Below are 18,675 nucleotides of genomic sequence, written 5' to 3' on the forward strand. Positions count from 1 at the left end.
TGTGGATGACATCCGCCGTAATGGGGGATTGGGAATCGTTCGCGACGACTTTCGGTGTTGAATCGCCCTTCCAGCCCAACAGAGCCTGCTTTGATTACTGTGCAGCCGATCTACCCTTCGTCGTTGGCTGGATCGCTATTGCTTGCTTCGCGTCAGGCTTTGGACTCGTCGCTTGGGCTTGGTGGAGGCCAAAGCCATGAAGGACTTCGCCCGCTCAGACGATCCGGCCGTGCAGGCCCAACTCGACCGGCTGGCCGCGCTCTCGGTGCCCGATGGCCGCTTGGGGCTGGAGACGATCCGCGCTCTATTTGCGCGCCTTGGCGATCCGCAGGACCGCCTCCCGCCGGTGTTCCACGTCGCGGGCACCAATGGCAAGGGATCGACCTGCGCCTTCCTGCGCGCGATGCTGGAGGCGGATGGCAAACGGGTCCACGTCGCGACCAGCCCGCATCTGGTGCGCTATAACGAGCGGATCCGGATCGCCGGGACGCTGATCGAGGACGCGCAGCTCGCCGCGCTGCTGGCCGAAGTGCTCGATGCGGGCGATGATCTGAACCCGAGCTTCTTCGAAGTCACCATCGCCGCGACCTTCCTCGCCTTTGCACGCGAACCGGCGGACGCCTGCGTTATCGAGGTCGGCCTGGGCGGGCGTTTCGATGCGACCAACGTGATGGGGCCGCAGGTGCTCGCCGCCTGCGGAATCGCGGCCCTAGGGCTTGATCATGAGCGGTTCCTGCTCGCGCCCGAGGAGAATGTGCCCGCCGAACCGCTGGCGCGGATCGCGTTCGAGAAGGCGGGCATCGCCAAGCCCGGCGTGCCGCTGGTCACGCTGTCCTACCCCGAAGGCGCCATGCTCGAGATCGAGCGGGCGGCGATAGCACGCGAGGCCCTGCTGGCGATGCGCGGGAGCGGGTGGCACGCAAGCAGCACCGAAACCGGGCTGCACTATGCCGATGATCATGGCGAACTCGCCCTCCCTCTGCCTGCCCTGCAAGGTGCGCACCAGGCGGAGAACGCCGCGCTCGCGATTGCGATGCTGCGGCATCAGGACCGGGTCGACGTCTCGCGCGATGCGATGGCCGAGGGGCTGCGTACCGCCAGCTGGCCCGCGCGGCTCCAGCGTCTGCCCGCCTCGCCGCTGACGGGCGAGCGGATCGTGTGGGTCGATGGCGGCCATAACCCCAGCGCGGGCGAAGCGCTCGCGCTTCACTTCGAGAACGAACGCGTGCACCTCATCCTCGGCATGCTCGCCAACAAGGACCCGCGCGCAATCACCGGCCCGCTGGCGGGCAGCATTGCCAGCATCACCGCCGTGCCCGTGCCGGGGCACGAGTATCACCCGGCCGAAGCGTTCGGCCCGGATGCCCGCGCCGCCGCCGACGTGCCTGATGCCCTGCGCGCGCTGCCCGACGATGGCCTGCCCGTGCTGATCGCAGGCTCGCTCTACCTCGCGGGCGACGTGCTGCGGCTGAGCGGCGCGCTGCCCAACTGACTACTCGGCCGCGACCGCTTCCGATCCGGGCGGCGGCGCGTTCTGCGAGCGGCCCGAGCGGACCACGCGGATCCATTCGAACACGCACAGGACCACCGCCAGCATCCCGATCAGCGTCGTCAGGATGAACACGTCGTAATAGCCCTGCTTCTCGATCATCTCGCCTAGCGCGCCGCGCCCCAGCGTGCCCACGAGCAGGGTCAGCGAAGACAGGAGCGCATACTGGACCGCCGAGTACTTCTTCGAAACGATCGAGCTCAGCCAGGCCACATACGCGGCCCCCGCGATGCCGATCGCGAGGTTCTCCCACATGATCGTGAAGGTCAGCCGTGGCAGCGCCTCGGACCCGAAGGGTGCCATGAAACCGATCAGCGCGGAAAATCCGATCGCATCGCTCGCCGCCTGCATGGTGGCACCGCCCCTCGCCATGTCGGCATAGAGCAGGTTGGTCAGCGCGGCGATCAGCGCGCCGAAAGTCAGCGTGGCCATCCGTCCGATTGCGGTCAGGAGGTAGCCGCCGATCGCCAGCCCGGCGATGATCGCGCCGACGCCGAAGAACTTGGAGGCGAAGGCCACCTCGTCGTTGGTGTACTCCAGCTCTCCGAGGTAGAATGGATAGGCGAAGGTGCCCCAGATCGCGTCGCAGATGCGATAGGTGAGCACCAGCGACAGGATCAGCACGAGCGACCAGCCCATCCGCCCGACGAACTCGACCAGCGGCATCACCAGTGCGCGATACAAGTGGTCGATCGCGTAGGAATTGCCTGCGCGTTCGGGCAAATCTTCGGTCATGACATACTCGCCGCGGTCCTTCTTCGAAGCGAGCCAGCCTGCGATGAGCGCGGGGATCACCACCGTGGCAACGATGATCCACGGGCCATAGTTAAGCGTGAAATCGGTCGGGTTGGGCCGGTCCTCCGGCGCGAAGGCCAACGACATGTACATGAAGGTAAGGACCGTCACGATCGCTAAGGCCCACAGCAGACCGACGGCCACAAGCGCCTTGGCCCGCACCGAAGGACGCAGCTCTCCCTTCCTGCGCAGGCTGAGCAGCAGCTCGTCGTCGACCGTCCCGTCGACATTCTCGCCCGCCTTGCTGTCGGGCGCGAACAGGCCGGCGATCCCGATGGCCAGCAGGATTGCACCCATCATCAGGTAGGTCTGCGGCCAGCCGATCCGCGCCGCGATGATCAGGCCGAGCGCGCCGCCCACCAGCGCCGCCAGACGGTAGCCCATCTGATAGACGGTCGAGAGGATGTCGATCGTCGCCTCTTCGTCGGCCACATCGATGCGCCAGGCGTTGATCGCGATATCCTGCGTCGCGCTGGCCAGCGCTCCGATCCCGGCGAGCAGGCTGAACCAGCCGATCGCTTCATTGGTCGGGTTGGACAGGCTCAGCGCGATCAGGATGACACCGAGCAGGATCTGCGAAGGCACGATCCACTGCTTGCGCCGCCCGAGCTTGCGGAAGCCGGGAATCGAGACCTTGTCGATCAACGGCGACCACAGGAACTGGAAGGCATAAGCAAGCCCGATGAGCGAGAACACGCCCATCGTCTCCAGCTCCACCTCGGCTTCGGACAGCCAGGCGTAGAGCGTGCCGAGGAACAGCGCGAAGGGCAGGCCGCTGGCAAAGCCGAACAGCGCCATGTAGCCGCTCTTGGGATTGCGCAGCGAGCGCGCTAGCGTGCGCCAGCCCGGCTTCTTCTTGGTGTCAGCCGTCGCATCGGCCATGGGCGGCCCTCCTCCTCTGATTGCGGGTGGTGTGTAGCCTCTGGCGGGGCGACCCGCATAGCCCCGTTTGCCGCTTCTGCCCGGCCCAACCTGACTGGCGCTTTAAAACTTCGGATGGAAACCAATGCGATCGTCCCGATACTGCACCGCGGACAATTTGCACCGTGCTTTTCTACGTACGTGATCGTATAGGTTTTCGTGTCGCTTGGACGGGACGACAGACATGCTGGTAGATTTCATCTGCTGTTTCGGCAGGCACAGGGTCGATCGGAAACGAACCTGGCATGACGGGCTGAATTACCGCGCGTCATGCTCTATTTGTCGCAATGCGTTGATCAAGACCGGCGATCGGTGGCGCGTATTCGACAGCCGCAAAGACCATGATGAGCGCCGCAGGCCGCATCCGCGCCACAGCAGGATGTCGCTCTAGTCGCGCAATCGGTTGGAGCTTTGCCGCTGCACCGCTAAGCGGTCCGGAATGAGCGAAAACGAAAGACAGGGCGATCGGATCGCCAAGCTGCTGGCGCGCGCGGGCGTGGCGAGCCGGCGCGAGGTAGAGCGGATGATCGCCGACGGCCGGATCGCCATTGGCGGCAAGGTGGTCGAGACGCCGAACACCGTGCTCGAGCATCTGCGCGGCGTCACCGTCGACGGCAAGCCGGTCGCGGCGCCCGAGCCCACCCGCCTGTTCGCCTTCCACAAGCCCCAGGGCCTGATCGTCGCGGAACGCGATCCGCGCGGTCGTGCCACCATCTACGATGCGCTGCGCAATGCCCTGCCCAAGGATGCGCCGCGCGTGATGCCGATCGGCCGGCTGGACTTCAACACCGAGGGCCTGCTGCTGCTGACCAACGACGGCGGCTTCAAGCGCATGCTCGAACTGCCCGCCAACGCGGTCGAACGGACCTACCGCGCGCGTGCCCTGGGCGAAGTGTCGCAGGCGCAGCTCGAATCGCTGATCGAAGGGATCACGATCGACGGGATCCACTACGGACGGATCGATGCCAATCTGGAACGGCGCACCGGCGCCAACCAGTGGATCGAACTGACGATTACCGAGGGCAAGAACCGCGAGGTCCGCCGCGTGCTCGAACACCTGGGCCTCCAGGTCAACCGGCTGGTGCGCACCGCATTCGGTCCCTTCCTGCTGGGCGACCTGCCGCGCGGTCAGGCGGTCGAAATCAAGAAGCACGACATCGGCAAGCTCCGCTCCTCGATCAAGGGAGCCAGATAGTGCGGATCATCGCTGGCGAATGGCGGGGCCGCAGCATCGTCGCCCCTGCGGGCGAGACCACCCGGCCGACTGCGGACCGCACCCGCGAAACCCTGTTCAACATGCTGGCGAGCCGCCTGGGCACGTTCGAAGGGTTGAGCGTGGCGGACCTGTTTGCGGGGTCGGGTGCCCTGGGCCTCGAAGCGCTTTCACGCGGGTGCGGCGCCTGTCTGTTCGTGGAGGAGGACAAGCGCGCCGTTGACGCGATCCGCGCCAATATCGCGAAGCTCGGCGCCGGCCCGCGCACCTCGATCAACCAGGCGTCGGTGACGCGGCTTGGCCCGGCAAAGCAGCCGCACGACCTTATCATGCTCGATCCGCCCTACGATACGAATGCCGGACCGGTCGCTATCGATCGCCTGCTGCGGCTCGGCTGGATCGGGCCCGCCACCTGGGTCACGCTGGAAGTGGCGGCCAAGGAGGACCCGACGATCCGCGGGATGGAAATCGATGCCGAGCGCAAGGTCGGCAAGGCGAAGCTGCTCTTCCTGCGCCTGCCGTCCTGAAAACGCGCCGTCCTGAAAACGTGCAATCCTGAAAACGTGCACTCCTGGAAACTCGTCTGCACGAAACCGAAAAAGGGCGCCCGCATTGCGGACGCCCCTTCGTCGTAAGAACCTGACCTCGGGATCAGCCCTCCGGCTGGTCGACCGGCAGCGGTTCGTCGATCTCGCTGGCCGGGCGACCGGGCCAGTAATTGATCGGGCGATTGCCCGTACGATTGGCTTCCCAACTGTTGATGCAATTGTCTTCCGCGCCCGCCTCGCAGATCGGAAGTTCGCCTGCTGCGGGCGGCCCGGCGTCGTCGGGTGTCTGCTGCACGACTTCGGCACTACGATACTCGATTGTCGGTGCCTGCGCGGCGGCGGGCAAGGCCAGCGCGGCGCCGAACGCGGCACCGGTGATCATTAGGAACGTACGCATCTTTCAGCTTCCTCTCTCGATAGAAGTGTGGCAGCGCAGGGATCGGTCCCTGCGCTGCCACGCGATTTAGCAATTCGTGCCGGTCAGACCGCGCCGCGATTGATGCAGTTGTCCTGCTCCATCGGCTCGCAGATCGGCAGATCGCCCGTCGGCGGGCCTTCGTCACCCGGGGTCGGCTGGACCACCGCGTTGCTGGAATAGTTGATCGTGGCCCCGCCCGACATGGTCGAACGGGTCGTAGTCGTGGCGGTCGTCGTGCCGCTCAACTGCGTGTTGATCGACTGCCATGCCGCCGTGCGCTGAGCCGGTGCCATCTCGACGATGCGCACGCGCTGTTCGTCGTTCAGGCTGTCCCACCAGATCTTCTGCTGGCTCTCGTTCAGCGTCCAGTAGTACTCCTGGGCTGCGATCGGCCATTCTTGGTAGGTCATGCGGTTTTCCGCCGACCAGTCCATGTACATGGCTTCCTGCGCATCGGTCATCATGTAGGATTCGGCTTCGTTATGATGATCGGCAAGCGCCGGAACGGCGGCGAGAGCCATGCCGCAGGCAGCAGTCGTGGCGAGAATGAGCTTCTTCATAATTTTGTCTCCTTTTTCCCTCGTCCTTGCCACCATAACGGAAAGCCGGGGCCGAGGGTTCCGAAGGCGGTGGACGCATCCGCCCGCGCGCCTTGCCCCGCCACCCTGCGTTCCCTACCTGTTCGGCTATTGTCATGAGTGATGCCTTCCCCCTCGCCACCGCCGCCGGAGATGCGGATATCCCCGCATATGCCGCCCGGCTGAACCCACCCCAGCGCGAGGCAGTCCTGACGACGGAAGGACCGGTGCTGATGCTGGCGGGCGCGGGCACGGGCAAGACCTCCGCGCTCACCGCAAGGCTGGCACATCTCGTCGCGATGCGGCTCGCCTGGCCGAGCGAGATCCTGTGCGTCACCTTCACCAACAAGGCCGCGCGCGAGATGCGCGAGCGCGTTGGCCGCCATATCGGCGACGCGGTCGAAGGCATGCCGTGGCTCGGCACCTTCCACGCGATCGGCGCCAAGATGCTGCGCCGCCACGCCGAACTGGTCGGCCTGCAGAGCAATTTCACGATCATCGATCCGGACGACCAGCTGCGCCTGCTCAAGACGCTGATCTCTGAGGCAGATCTGGACGAGAAGCGCTGGCCCGCGCGCCAGCTCGCCGGGCTGATCGACCGGTGGAAGAACCGCGGGCTCAATCCCGGCGATCTCGATACGGTCGAGAACGAAAGCTACGCCAACGGGCGCGGCAGCCAGCTTTATTCGACTTATCAGAGGCGATTACAGGCACTTAACGCCTGCGACTTCGGCGACCTGCTGCTGCACATGCTGAATGTGTTTCGTCAACATACCGACGTGCTGGCGCAGTACCAGAACCGCTTCAAATACATCCTCGTCGACGAATATCAGGACACCAACCAGGTCCAGTACCTGTGGCTCCGCCTGCTTGCGCAGGAGCGCAAGAACATCTGTGTGGTGGGCGACGACGACCAGTCGATCTACTCCTGGCGCGGCGCGGAAGTGGCGAACATCCTGAAGTTCGAGAAGGACTTTCCCGGCGCCAAGGTCATCAAGCTGGAGCAGAACTATCGCTCCACCCCGCACATCCTCGGCGCGGCATCGGGCCTGATCGGGGAGAACAGCCAGCGGCTCGGCAAGGAATTGTGGACCGAAACCGACACGGGCGAGAAAGTCCGCGTCATCGGCGTGTGGGACGGGCCCGAGGAAGCGCGCCGCGTGGGCGAGGAGATCGAGAGCCTCGAGCGTGGCGGCGTGGGCCTCGACGAGATCGCGATCCTCGTGCGGGCGCAGTATCAGACCCGCGAGTTCGAAGACCGCTTCATCCAGATCGGGATGAACTACCGCATCATCGGCGGCTTCCGCTTTTACGAGCGCGCCGAGATTCGCGATGCCCTCGCCTACCTGCGCGTGATTGCGCAGGCGGCGGACGATCTCGCCTTCGAACGGATCTACAACCAGCCCAAGCGTGGTCTCGGCGCCAAGACGCTGGAGAAGATGTACCAGCACGCGCGGCGCACGGGCATGCCGCTCGCCGCCGCATCGCTCGAACTGGCGGACAGCGACGAACTGCCTGCGCGTGCGCGCGGGACGATCGGCACGCTGCTGCGCCAGTTCCTCAAATGGCGCGAAGAGTCAGACAGTCTTGCCCCCGCCGAACTGCTGCGCACCGTGCTGGAGGAAAGCGGCTACCAGGCGATGCTCGAGAACGAGCGTTCGGTCGAAGCCAAGGGCCGGCTGGAAAACCTCTCCGAACTCGTCCGCGCGATGGAGGATTACGAGACGCTCGGCGATTTCCTCGAACACGTCGCGCTCGTGATGGATAACGAGGCGAATTCCGAAGACGCCAAGGTCACCATCATGACCATCCACGCGGCCAAGGGGCTGGAGTTCGATCACCTCTTCCTGGTCGGGTGGGAAGAAGGCGTCTTCCCGAGCCAGCGTGCGCTCGACGAAGGGGGGCTCGCCAGCCTCGAAGAAGAACGCCGCCTTGCCTACGTGGCGATCACACGCGCGAAGAAGGCGTGCACGATCATCCATGCCGCCAACCGGCGCATCTACGGCCAGTGGACCAGCTCGCTCCCAAGCCGTTTTATCGGCGAGCTGCCCGAAGACCATGTCGACAGCGAAACGACGATGTCGGGCGGCGCATCGCTATGGCGTGCCAACTGGAGCGAGCAGGACGATCCCTTCGCCCATGTCTCGCGCGACCGGCCCGATCGGTCGACCGCTCGCGGGCCGGGATGGCAGCGTGCGCTCGCCACCGGCTACGAGACGAAGCCCGCACGGGTGCAGGAAAGCCGCCGCTCCGCCGCCAGCTTCGCCGCCAAGCCGCGGACCGACGTGGCGCTGGGCGCACGCGTCTTCCACGACAAGTTCGGTTACGGCACGGTGATGAGCCAGGAAGGCAACAAGCTGGAAATCGAGTTCGAGACCAGCGGCACCAAGCGCGTGATCGACAGCTTCGTGAAGCTGGCGGACTAGCGCGCCAGAGCCGCCAGCGCGCCGCATCGCACGCTGGCCCCTTTCAGGTCAGGTCGCGCTGACCGAGAGGAAATCGGGCTTGGGCCCGTTCCATTCGCCAGCGGGGATCACCTCGTTGTCGTCCCTGCGACCGCGGCCGCGAGGAGGTTTGCCTTCGTTGGCGCGGGCAGGCTTCTGCTCGTCGCGCCGCGGCCTGCGCTCGCGCGAGGGCTTGGCCTGCGTTTCGTCATCCTCATCGCGTGACGGCGCTTCGGCCTTGTCGTAGTCGGCGCGCTTCGAGCTCCGCTCGCGCTTCGGCTTCGCGTCGACCAGTTCGACGCGGACGTCTTCCTTGCCGAAAGGCTTGATCTTCGATTCGGTCAGCTTCTCGATATTGGCGAGCGCTTCTTCATCGTCGCTCGTGACGAAGGTGAAGGCGCGGCCCTTGGCCCCGGCGCGGCCGGTACGGCCGATCCGGTGGACGTAATCGTCGGGATGCCACGGCGTGTCGAAGTTGAAGACGTGGCTCACGCCTTTGACGTCGAGTCCGCGCGCCGCCACGTCGCTGGCGACCAGAATGTTGATCTCGCCCGCCTTGAAGCGGTTGAGTTCGGCGATCCGGCTCGACTGGTCCATATCACCGTGGATTTCGCCACTGGCGAAGCCGTGGCTCTGCAGGCTCTTGTTGATCTCGCGAACCGTCGTCTTGCGGTTGGAGAAGATGATCGCGGTCTCGACGTGATCATTCGCGAGCAGCCAACGCAGCGTCTCGGACTTTTCGCGCGGTTTGACCGGAATCTTGAACGCGGTGATATTCTCGTTGGTGGACGCCGCACGGCTGACCTCGATCCGCTTGGGATTGTCGAGGAACTTCTGCGCCAGCTTCTCGATCGGAGGCGGCATCGTCGCGCTGAACAGCAGCGTCTGGCGCGTTTCGGGAAGTTTGGAACAGATATGCTCGATATCGGGAATGAACCCCATGTCGAGCATACGGTCCGCCTCGTCGATCACCAGCAGCTCGCAGCCGTTGAGCAGGATCTTGCCCCGCTCGAACAGGTCCATCAGGCGACCGGGCGTGGCGATAAGCACGTCGACGCCTTCGTTGAGCGCCTTGATCTGGTCGCCCATCTGGACGCCCCCGATCAGCAGGACGAGCGAGAGGTCGTGCTGCGCGCCGTATTTCTCGAAATTCTCCGCCACCTGCGCCGCGAGTTCGCGCGTCGGCGCGAGAATCAGGCTCCGCGGCATCAGTGCGCGGCGCCGGCCCGAGGCGAGAATATCGATCATCGGGAGCACGAAACTGGCAGTCTTGCCGGTCCCGGTCTGTGCGATGCCGATGATGTCCTTCATCATCAGAACGGGCGGAATCGCCTGCGCCTGGATCGGCGTGGGCTCGCTGTAACCGGCGGCTTCCACCGCCTGGAGCAATTTATCGGAGAGGCCGAGATCGGCGAATGTCATTCAGTTTTCCGGATGTGGTGGGCTTATACGGCCGAGTCCTCGCGGGAAAGTCCCCCGACGAGGCGCGCGCGGCTTCGCTCAACTCCGCGCAAATGTCAAGAAAATGCGCCTACTCGGCAGGGACGAGCTGACGGATCGCGCCGATCTTGCAAGTCGCGCCATTGCGTGCCCGCAGGATATCGCGCCCAACGCACAGTTCGCCATCATCGGTCGGTTCGACGTAGAAGCCGAGGTAAAAGTCGCGCGCATTGCACGATTTGCGCAGCTGGGCGCGGATCATCCGGTTGTCCGACAGGTAGAGCACCAGATCGCGCGGCGACACGGTCTGCACCGCGACAATGCTGCGCGCGGGCAGGCATTTCCCGATCTTGCGCTGGTCGTAGCGACGCGGCAGCACCTGCCGCCAGTCAGCCACCATCTCGCGGGTATTGGGCCTGCGGGGCGAGACGCGGATCATGATTTCCTGACGGATGCGCACCTGGTGCGCTTCGCTGTCCTTGCGCCATGCATCTGCGGCGAGCCAGCCGGGTGCGGTCGGCTCCCTCATCTCGATCGGCGCCTCTGTCGCCATGGCATCGAAGTCCAGAATCGAGGATTGCAGACTGGGCCGGGAATAAGGCACATCGCTCTCGCTCACCCCGAGGGGCGTCCATGTGCTGGCCAAGAATGCAGCGATGAAAAGCATGTACGTGCCGATTTCCTCACAGGCGGCGTCAAAACCGCCCCGCTCGATCCCCCCGGAGCGCTCGGAGATAACCCCTTCTTTTGAATGACGGCTTAATTGTAGCAGCCGCCACACTCAATGGGCTGGCAAGACGCAGTCCCAGTGTGGCATGGCGGCAACATGAGCGATGGGTTTCTCGAAGCAGCAAGTGATCTTCTCGGCCCACGCGGGCTGACGCGCGATGCGCAGGTCATAGAGCCGTGGCTGACCGACTGGCGCGGCCGCTATCATGGCAACGCGCTCGCGCTCGCCTCACCCGCAAACACGCGAGAGGTCGCGCAACTGGTGAAGCTATGCGCGCAGCATCGCGTGCCGATCGTGCCGCAAGGCGGCAACAGCGGCATGTCGGGCGGGGCTACGCCCGACGATACCGGGCGCTCGATCCTCCTGTCGCTGCGCCGGATGGACGCCTTCCGCGGCTGGGACGAGGATGCGCGGCAGGTGGTATGCGACGCGGGCGTCGTCCTGCAGACCCTGCACGAGGAGGCGGACAAGCGCGGCCTGCGCTTCCCGCTGACGCTCGGCGGCAAGGGGTCGGCCACCATCGGCGGCCTCGTCTCGACCAATGCGGGGGGCACGCAGGTGCTGCGCCACGGGACGATGCGCGCGCAGGTGCGCGGGCTCGAGGCCGTGCTGCCCGATGGCACCGTCCTCGACACGCTGGCGGCGCTCAAGAAGGACAACCGCGGCTTCGACCTGAAGCAGGTGCTGATCGGCTCGGAAGGCACGCTTGGCATCGTCACTGCCGCCACGCTCAGGCTTCTGCCCCGCATCGCCGCCCGAAGGGTGCTGTTCGTGGGCCTTGCGTCGGTCCAGCAGGCGCGCAGGCTGCTGCTGCTCGCCGCCCGGCAAATGGGCGATGCGCTGGAAGGCTTCGAGATCATGCCGCGCGACGCGCTCGACGCGGTCCTCGCCTACGAGCCGACTGCGCGCGACCCGCTCGAAGCGCGGCATGACTGGTACGCACTGCTCGAACTGGTGGCGGACGAGGCGCAGGCAGGCGAGCTCGAAGGCAGAGCCACGACCCTGCTCGAGAGCGCGCTGGAAAAGGCTCTGGTCGAAGACGCGACGATCGCCGCCAACGAAACCCAGGCCGAAGCTTTGTGGGCGCTGCGCGACGGCATTTCCTCGGCCGAGCGCGCGCATGGCCCGGCGGTACAGCACGATATCTCCGTGCCCCCCGAGGCGATGCCCGATTTCATCGAGCAGGCCAGCACCAAACTGGAGAAAAGCTTCGCAGGCACCCGCGCGGTCGCTTTCGGCCATCTCGGCGACGGCAACGTCCATTTCCACCTGCGGGCGCCCGAAGGGGCCCAAGGTGGCGAGTGGGAGAATGCGGATGGCAAGGCGATCAGCGCTGCGGTCCACGATCTGGTGACACAATGGGGCGGCTCAATCAGCGCCGAGCACGGCATCGGCCAGATGAAGCGCGAAGAACTCGCCCGCCTTGCCGATCCGGCCGCACTGACCATCCTGCGCGGCGTGAAGCAGGCGCTCGATCCGCTGGGCATCATGAATCCGGGCAAGCTCGTCCCGCTTGCCAGCCAGCGGCCCGCCGCCTAAAGGCGCGGTTTCGCGACCAGGGGGCGCGCACCGGCGCTCGTCCCTCGACTTCTTTCAGCCGTTTACGGAGAGACCGATGGCCAGCGCGCCGCAACAGCCCCAGCTTCCGATGTTCTACCAGGACCTGATGCCGCTCAACACGCGGGATCACATGAAGTTCCGCAACCGCTTGAGCGATTCGGCACCGTGGCTTGCGAAGCAGCATGTCGTGCCGCTGACCGCCGACGAATTCATCCAGGCTGCGCGTCACTATCCGATCGTATTCTCCTCCGGCGAAAATCCGCTGCCGCTGGCGCTCATGGGCCTTAACGAAGGCGTGAACACCTTCTTCGACGATTCCGGCAAGCTGATCGATCAGGTCTATGTGCCGGCATACATCCGCCGCTACCCCTTCATCCTCGCGCGCCTTTCGCAGGAAAGCGACGACCTCTCGCTGTGCTTCGACCCGACCTCCGAAGCGGTCGGCGAGTTCGACGAGGGTGAGTTGCTCTTCAACGAAGACGGTTCGACCACCGATCAGACCAAGTCGATCCTCGATTTCTGCGAGAAGTTCGAACAGGCAGGTCTGCGGACCAAGGTCCTGACAGAGGAACTGACCAAGCATGACCTCCTGATGGAAGGCGAAGTCGGTATCCAGCGCGCCGCCGATCCCGACAAGCCTTACGTTTACAAGGGTTTTCGCATGATCGACCAGGAAAAGCTGGCCAATATCGATGGCGAAACGCTGGCCAAGTGGAATCGCGACGGCATGCTGTCGATCATCTACGCCCACCTGACCTCGCTCGAACTGATGCGCGTCATCTTCGGCCGTCAGGAACAGCAGGGCAAGATGCCTGCAGCCAACCAGCAGCCTGCCGGCTGAGGCGACCCGCCGACAGGCGCGCACGCGACACTTCTTGACAATGCTGCAGCGCACCCCAGATTTGTATTGTCCGGGCGGCACTCCCCCCTCTTAGCCGCCCCGGATAGGCACGCTTCCAAGCGTGCTTCCTCCCTGAACCTTGGCCACCTCGTGCAATTGCGCACGGGGTGGTTTTTTTATTCGAGGAGGTGCGCCACGCCTACTCGGCGGCGAGTGGCAGGCCATGTTCGCGCCGTTCGGACAATATCTCATCCGCCAGCGCGCGGACCAGCTCCGCCAGGAGCCGCGCCACTGCGGGCATGCGTGCGCTGGCACTCTCGAAACGCGCATCGAGATAGAGCGAACGACACACTTCGAGCTGGAGCGCATGGATATCGAGCGCCGGCTTGCCGTGCCGGTCGAGCACGTAGCCGCCGGCGTAGGGCCGGTTATGCGCGACCCCGCGATCGTGCTGGCCGAGGAAATGCAAAGCGCGGCCTGACACCGCGTCGCCGCACGATACGCCGAAGCGGTCGCCGACGACGAATTCGACCGCCCTCTCGCCCGGATGGCGTGCGCGCAGGGGCGGCATCGAATGCAGATCGACCAGCAGCGCCACGCCCCATACGCGCCGGATCTCGCCAAGCGCGCGGCTCAGCGCACGATGATAGGGCTCGTGTATCCCCGCGATCCGCGCAGCCACATCGGTTTGCGACAGCGGCCTGCGCCAGATTTCGCCAACGCCGGCGACGCGGCGCGGCACCAGGCCCAGCCCGCTGCGGGCGCGGCGATTGGCGCTCGAATGCACATGCCCGTCGGGGCGCGAATCACCGATCATCGACCAGTCGATATCGTCGGCTGCGCGGTTGAGATCGAGCATGGCGCGCGGCGCATGCGCCACCAGCGACGCCGCGCCCGCCTGGTCCGCGACCGCCAGCGCCAGCTTGTCGACCAGACGATCTTCCAGCCGCAACTTCGCGAGTCCGGGGTTCTGCATGTCTGCATCGAGACTTCGCGGATAGGCGCGGCCGCCGTGGGGGGCAGCCACCAGCACGGGCACCCGCGCCTCGCTCACACCGGACAGAGTAAAGGCGGGCGCGCCGCTTCCCGGGATCATTCCGCCGTCGATTTTCCTGTGCGAATCGCTGTTCACCGGCGTCTCCATCGCGCCGACGCTGGACCGGATGCGGATTTGTGTCAAAGCAGGGCAAGGCTCTGTCTTGCCAAAGATTCCTTAAGCGCTGCCCGCTATGCATGCAGACCTATGAGCAAACTTACACCATTTCGGCGGATCCTCCTCGCGGAGGACGAAGATGCCATGCGGACCTATCTCACCCGTGCTCTCGAAAAAGCAGGCTACGGAGTCGATTCGGTCGATTGCGGGACGGCCGCCCTGCCCCTCCTGGAGGGCGGATCCTACGACCTTCTTCTGTCCGACATCGTGATGCCGGAAATGGACGGGATCGAGCTGGCACAGCGCTGCAACGAGATCAGCCCGGCAACGAAGGTGATGTTCATTACCGGTTTCGCGGCCGTCTCGCTCAAGGCAAGCGCTGACCAGCCGCGGGCCAAAGTGCTGTCCAAGCCGTTTCACCTGCGCGATCTCGTTCTGGAGGTCGACCGGGTATTCGCCGATGCACGCGAGGCTCAATTATAGAGCCTCGCAATTGCCTCTTGTACCATGCGCGAAGCACGGCTAGATGGCGCCTCCGCTGTTTCGACGGCATACCCGATGGTGCGGGCGTATAGCTCAGGGGTAGAGCACTATGTTGACATCGTAGGGGTCCCAAGTTCAAATCTTGGTACGCCCACCATCGAGGGCAGAAGGCGTCGCGTTGCGGCGCCTTTTTTGCATTCGGGCTCGGCGAATCTTCGTCCGGCTGCCCCAAAGGCGGTAGGCCCCCTGCGGCACCATTAGGCGTGCGGCCCGTTTGGCCGGGCATGAGCACCATCCTACTTTTCGGGCCGACCGGCGGCGTCGGGCAGGAAATCCTGCGACAGGCAGCCGACCGCTCGATTACCGTGCGCGCCGCCGAGCGTCACTGGAACGACGACCCCGCGCCCGAGATGGAGTATGAGCGGCGCGAGGCAAACGTGCTGCATGACGACCTCTCCTCCCTCATGGAGGGATGTGACGCCGTGGTCTCGGCGATCGGCCTGCCACGCGAACCGAAAGCTCTCGCGGATCCGCCGCCGCTCTACACCGAAGGCGCGGTGCGCATGGTGCAGGGAATGCGCAAGGCGGGTGTCGCAAGGCTGGTCGTCATCTCGGCAGCTTTTGCCGATCGCGACGCCACGGTGCCCTTCTGGTTCAAGGCCGCGACCACGCCCCTGCGCCGGGTATTTCGCCAAATGGCCGAGATGGAGCGGGTGCTCCGTGTCGTCGAGGATATCGAATGGACCGCCGTGCGCCCCGGCTGGCTGCTCGACCGCGAACTGACGCGCGATTATCAGCTCTCCGAAGACGACCTTCCAAATGGCACCCTGCGCACGCGTCGCGCCGATCTGGCAGATTTCATGCTCGATTGCGCAGAAACCCGCGATTGGATGCATGGATTTCCCTTCATCGCCCGACGCGAAAGCGATGATCTGGAGAGCCCGGGTGCGCTGATCGAGGAGATCAAGGGCGGCTGAGCGTTCCCGGCGCGCCCGCCCTCCTTGCGTGCGCCTCGCCACCTGCTAAAGCCGCGCCATATTTCACCCAATCAGGCAACATCCGGACCAGCAGGGACGAATAATGGCGAAAATTCAGGTCAAGAACCCGGTCGTCGAGCTCGACGGCGACGAAATGACGAAGATCATCTGGCAGTGGATTCGCGAGCGGCTGATCCTGCCCTATCTCGATATCGATCTTAAGTACTACGACCTTTCGATCGAGAAGCGCGACGAGACCGAGGACCAGATCACGGTCGATGCCGCCAACGCGATCAAGCAGTACGGCGTGGGCGTGAAATGCGCCACGATCACCCCCGACGAAGCGCGGGTCGAGGAATTCGACCTCAAGAAGATGTGGGTCTCGCCCAACGGCACGATCCGCAACATCCTGGGCGGCGTGGTCTTCCGCGAGCCGATCGTGATCGACAACGTGCCGCGGCTGGTGCCGGGCTGGACCGACCCGATCGTGGTCGGCCGCCATGCCTTCGGCGACCAGTACCGCGCCAAGGACACGCTGATCCCCGGCAAGGGCAAGCTGCGCCTCGTCTTCGAAGGCGAAGATGGCGAGAATATCGACATCGACGTGTTCGAATTCCCCAGCCCCGGCGTCGCGATGGCGATGTACAATCTCGACGATTCGATCCGCGACTTCGCGCGCGCCAGCTTCCAGTACGGCCTCGACCGCAAGTGGCCGGTGTACCTGAGCACTAAGAACACCATCCTCAAGAAGTACGATGGCCGCTTCAAGGATCTGTTCCAGGAAGTGTTCGACGCCGAATACAAGGCCGATTTCGACAAGGCCGGGATTACCTACGAACACCGCCTGATCGACGACATGGTTGCCGCCGCGCTCAAGTGGAGCGGCAAATTCGTGTGGGCCTGCAAGAACTACGACGGCGACGTGCAGTCGGACATCGTGGCGCAGGGCTTCGGCTCGCTTGGCCTTATGACCTCCGTGCTGATGACGCCCGACGGCAAGACCGTGGAAGCGGAAGCCGCGCACGGCACCGTCACCCGCCACTATCGCCAGCACCAGGAAGGCAAGGCGACCTCGACCAATCCGATCGCCAGCATCTTCGCGTGGACGCGCGGCCTGATGTATCGCGGCAAGTTCGACGACACGCCCGAAGTGGTGAAGTTCGCCGAAACGCTCGAGAAGGTCTGCATCAAGACGGTCGAAAGCGGCCAGATGACCAAGGACCTCGCGCTGCTGATCGGCCCGGGCCAGAGCTGGCTGACGACCGAGCAGTTCTTCGAAGCGATCGTCACCAATCTCGAAGCCGAGATGAAGAAGCAGGGCCTCGCCCCGGCGTAAATCGGTGACGGGTACTGCCAAAACCAAGGCCCGGCTGGAGGTCCGCCAGGCGAAGCTGAACGATGTCCGCGCGATCGCGGACCTCGTTCGGCGCGCCTATGTCGATCTTCCTCCCTACACGCTGGGCGAAATCCGCGGGCAGCTGAACAATTACCGCGAGGGCTGCTTCGTCGCCAAGCTCGATGGCGAGATCGTGGGCTACTGCGCGTCGATGCGCCTGAAGGCCAATGTCGCCTTGTCGGACCACACGTGGGACGAGGTAACCGGCAACGGCTTCGGGTCGCGCCACGACCCGACCGGCGACTGGCTGTACGGCTACGAAATGTGCGTCGATCCCAAGGTGCGTGGCACGCGCCTGGGGCGGCGTCTCTACGAAGAACGTCGCGCTCTGGCCGAGCGGCTGGATCTTGCCGGCATCGTCTTCGGCGGCCGCATGCCCGGCCTTGCCAATGCGATGCGGCGCAAGCGCAACAATGCCGAGGGGCCGGAAGATTACCTCGAGAAGGTAATCGACAACAAGATCCACGATCCCGTGCTGCGCTTCCAGCTCGCCAACGGTTTCGAGCCGCAGGGCATCCTTGAAAACTACCTGCCCGAAGACAAGAAATCGAAGGCCTTCGCGGTCAAGATGGTGTGGCGCAATCCCTACGTGGACGCCGACGCACCACGCAAGCACCGCCTCCCGCGCGACGTCGAAAGCGTTCGGATCGCGACCTGCCAGTTGCAGGCGCGCGCCGTGAGCGGCTTCGACGAGTTCATGCGCCACGTCGAATATTTCGTCGACGTCGCGGCCGACTACGAAAGCGACTTCATCCTTTTCCCCGAACTCTTCACGCTGATGCTGCTGAGCGCGGAGGAAAAGGAACTGAGCCCGATCGAGGCGATCGAGGCGCTGAGTCGCTATACCCCCCGCATCCGCCAGAAGCTGTCCGAGATGGCGCTGGCCTACAACATCAACATCATCGGCGGTTCGCACCCCACGCGGATGGATGACGGCGACATCCACAATGTCGCCTATGTCTGCCTGCGCGACGGATCGATCCACGCGCAGGAGAAGATCCACCCTACGCCCAACGAGGCATACTGGTGGAACATCAAGGGCGGCGATTCGATCGATGCGATCCCGACCGACTGCGGCCCGATCGGCGTGCTGATCTGCTACGACAGCGAATTCCCCGAACTCGCCCGCCGGCTGGTCGACGAAGGCGCACGAATCATCTTCGTGCCCTTCTGCACCGATAGCCGCCAGGGTTACATGCGTGTGCGCTATTGCGCACAGGCTCGGGCGATCGAAAACCAGTGCTTCACCGTGCTCAGCGGTAATGTCGGCAACCTGCCCAATGTCGCGAACATGGACATCCAGTACGCACAGAGCTGTATCCTGACGCCCTGCGATTTCCCCTTCGCGCGCGACGGCATCGCCGCCGAGGCCAGCGAGAATGTCGAAACGCTGACCATCAGCGACGTGAACCTCGCGGACCTCAGCTGGGCGCGCGCCGAAGGCACCGTGCGCAATCTCGCGGATCGCCGCTTCGACCTCTACCAGATCAAGTGGGACAAGCGCGTGGGCCAGGTCTCTCCGCGCATCGGCGAGGACGAGTTCGAGGCTGCGGGCCAGGACACCAAGCCGGTCGGCCCGCACACGCCGGGTGGTGGGTGACGTTCGGGCCTTCATTGTTGCACCGCGCC

Annotated in this window: 16 protein-coding genes and 1 tRNA gene; 11 read left to right on the forward strand and 6 right to left on the reverse strand. The window is 64.7% G+C overall.

Features of this window, described 5'->3' with window-relative positions; genetic code table 11:
• Positions 1-196 precede the first annotated feature (196 nt).
• Positions 197-1,492 carry a bifunctional folylpolyglutamate synthase/dihydrofolate synthase gene (locus DL238_RS14085; RefSeq protein WP_115493082.1) on the forward strand — a complete coding sequence of 432 codons (1,296 nt, stop codon included), beginning with the start codon at positions 197-199 and terminating at the stop codon, positions 1,490-1,492.
• On the opposite strand, the gene DL238_RS14090 is transcribed toward DL238_RS14085, so the two are convergent.
• Complete coding sequence (locus DL238_RS14090) at positions 1,493-3,226, reverse strand: AmpG family muropeptide MFS transporter (protein ID WP_115493083.1); 1,734 nt, start codon at positions 3,224-3,226, stop codon at positions 1,493-1,495.
• A 478-nt stretch (positions 3,227-3,704) separates the two neighbouring features.
• Between DL238_RS14090 and DL238_RS14095 the strand changes: the two genes are divergently transcribed.
• Entirely contained in the window at positions 3,705-4,460 is a 756-nt protein-coding gene (locus DL238_RS14095; RefSeq protein WP_115493084.1) for a pseudouridine synthase, read from the forward strand.
• Positions 4,460-5,005, forward strand: a complete 546-nt coding sequence (rsmD, locus tag DL238_RS14100; RefSeq protein WP_115493085.1) for a 16S rRNA (guanine(966)-N(2))-methyltransferase RsmD — start codon at positions 4,460-4,462, stop codon at positions 5,003-5,005. Before DL238_RS14095 ends, rsmD begins: the two co-directional genes overlap by 1 nt.
• 124 nt (positions 5,006-5,129) lie before the next feature.
• Here rsmD and DL238_RS14105 read toward each other — a convergent pair whose 3' ends face one another.
• Positions 5,130-5,423, reverse strand: a complete 294-nt coding sequence (locus tag DL238_RS14105) for a hypothetical protein (protein WP_115493086.1) — start codon at positions 5,421-5,423, stop codon at positions 5,130-5,132.
• 83 nt (positions 5,424-5,506) lie between these two features.
• Positions 5,507-6,004, reverse strand: a complete 498-nt coding sequence (locus tag DL238_RS14110) for a hypothetical protein (RefSeq protein WP_115493087.1) — start codon at positions 6,002-6,004, stop codon at positions 5,507-5,509.
• A gap of 134 nt (positions 6,005-6,138) precedes the next feature.
• Between DL238_RS14110 and DL238_RS14115 the strand changes: the two genes are divergently transcribed.
• A complete protein-coding gene (locus tag DL238_RS14115) occupies positions 6,139-8,448 on the forward strand; it encodes an ATP-dependent helicase (protein ID WP_115493088.1) in 2,310 nt (769 codons plus the stop codon).
• A gap of 48 nt (positions 8,449-8,496) precedes the next feature.
• Here DL238_RS14115 and DL238_RS14120 read toward each other — a convergent pair whose 3' ends face one another.
• Positions 8,497-9,888 (reverse strand): DEAD/DEAH box helicase, encoded by a 1,392-nt coding sequence (locus tag DL238_RS14120; protein WP_115493089.1) that lies wholly within the window; start codon positions 9,886-9,888, stop codon positions 8,497-8,499.
• Positions 9,889-9,997: 109 nt separating this feature from the next.
• On the reverse strand, positions 9,998-10,687 hold the full coding sequence (locus DL238_RS14125) for a hypothetical protein (protein WP_147291024.1): 690 nt from the start codon (positions 10,685-10,687) through the stop codon (positions 9,998-10,000).
• Positions 10,688-10,732: 45 nt separating this feature from the next.
• On the opposite strand from DL238_RS14125, the gene DL238_RS14130 reads away from it, so the two are divergent.
• Entirely contained in the window at positions 10,733-12,175 is a 1,443-nt protein-coding gene (locus DL238_RS14130) for an FAD-binding oxidoreductase (RefSeq protein ID WP_115493388.1), read from the forward strand.
• A gap of 76 nt (positions 12,176-12,251) precedes the next feature.
• The gene (locus DL238_RS14135; RefSeq protein WP_115493091.1) at positions 12,252-13,037 is read left to right on the forward strand and encodes a SapC family protein; all 786 of its coding nucleotides are present in this window, start codon (positions 12,252-12,254) and stop codon (positions 13,035-13,037) included.
• Positions 13,038-13,236: 199 nt separating this feature from the next.
• Here DL238_RS14135 and DL238_RS14140 read toward each other — a convergent pair whose 3' ends face one another.
• Positions 13,237-14,181: an N-formylglutamate amidohydrolase gene (locus DL238_RS14140; protein WP_115493092.1), complete on the reverse strand. Its 945-nt coding sequence runs from the start codon at positions 14,179-14,181 to the stop codon at positions 13,237-13,239.
• Between the two features lie 99 nt (positions 14,182-14,280).
• Between DL238_RS14140 and cpdR the strand changes: the two genes are divergently transcribed.
• The 5 genes from cpdR to DL238_RS14165 all read left to right on the forward strand — a co-directional run bounded on the left by cpdR (position 14,281) and on the right by DL238_RS14165 (position 18,646).
• Positions 14,281-14,673, forward strand: a complete 393-nt coding sequence (gene cpdR, locus DL238_RS14145) for a cell cycle two-component system response regulator CpdR (protein ID WP_115493093.1) — start codon at positions 14,281-14,283, stop codon at positions 14,671-14,673.
• An 82-nt stretch (positions 14,674-14,755) separates the two neighbouring features.
• Positions 14,756-14,830 (forward strand) — tRNA-Val (locus DL238_RS14150).
• A gap of 127 nt (positions 14,831-14,957) precedes the next feature.
• Positions 14,958-15,650, forward strand: coding sequence for an NAD(P)H-binding protein (locus DL238_RS14155; protein WP_115493094.1), 693 nt, complete (start codon positions 14,958-14,960; stop codon positions 15,648-15,650).
• A gap of 103 nt (positions 15,651-15,753) precedes the next feature.
• Positions 15,754-16,986 (forward strand): NADP-dependent isocitrate dehydrogenase, encoded by a 1,233-nt coding sequence (locus tag DL238_RS14160; protein ID WP_115493095.1) that lies wholly within the window; start codon positions 15,754-15,756, stop codon positions 16,984-16,986.
• 4 nt (positions 16,987-16,990) lie between these two features.
• Positions 16,991-18,646 carry a GNAT family N-acetyltransferase gene (locus tag DL238_RS14165; protein ID WP_115493096.1) on the forward strand — a complete coding sequence of 552 codons (1,656 nt, stop codon included), beginning with the start codon at positions 16,991-16,993 and terminating at the stop codon, positions 18,644-18,646.
• Positions 18,647-18,675 lie beyond the last annotated feature (29 nt).

This window comes from Alteriqipengyuania lutimaris, from assembly GCF_003363135.1.
Lineage (GTDB): Bacteria > Pseudomonadota > Alphaproteobacteria > Sphingomonadales > Sphingomonadaceae > Alteriqipengyuania > Alteriqipengyuania lutimaris.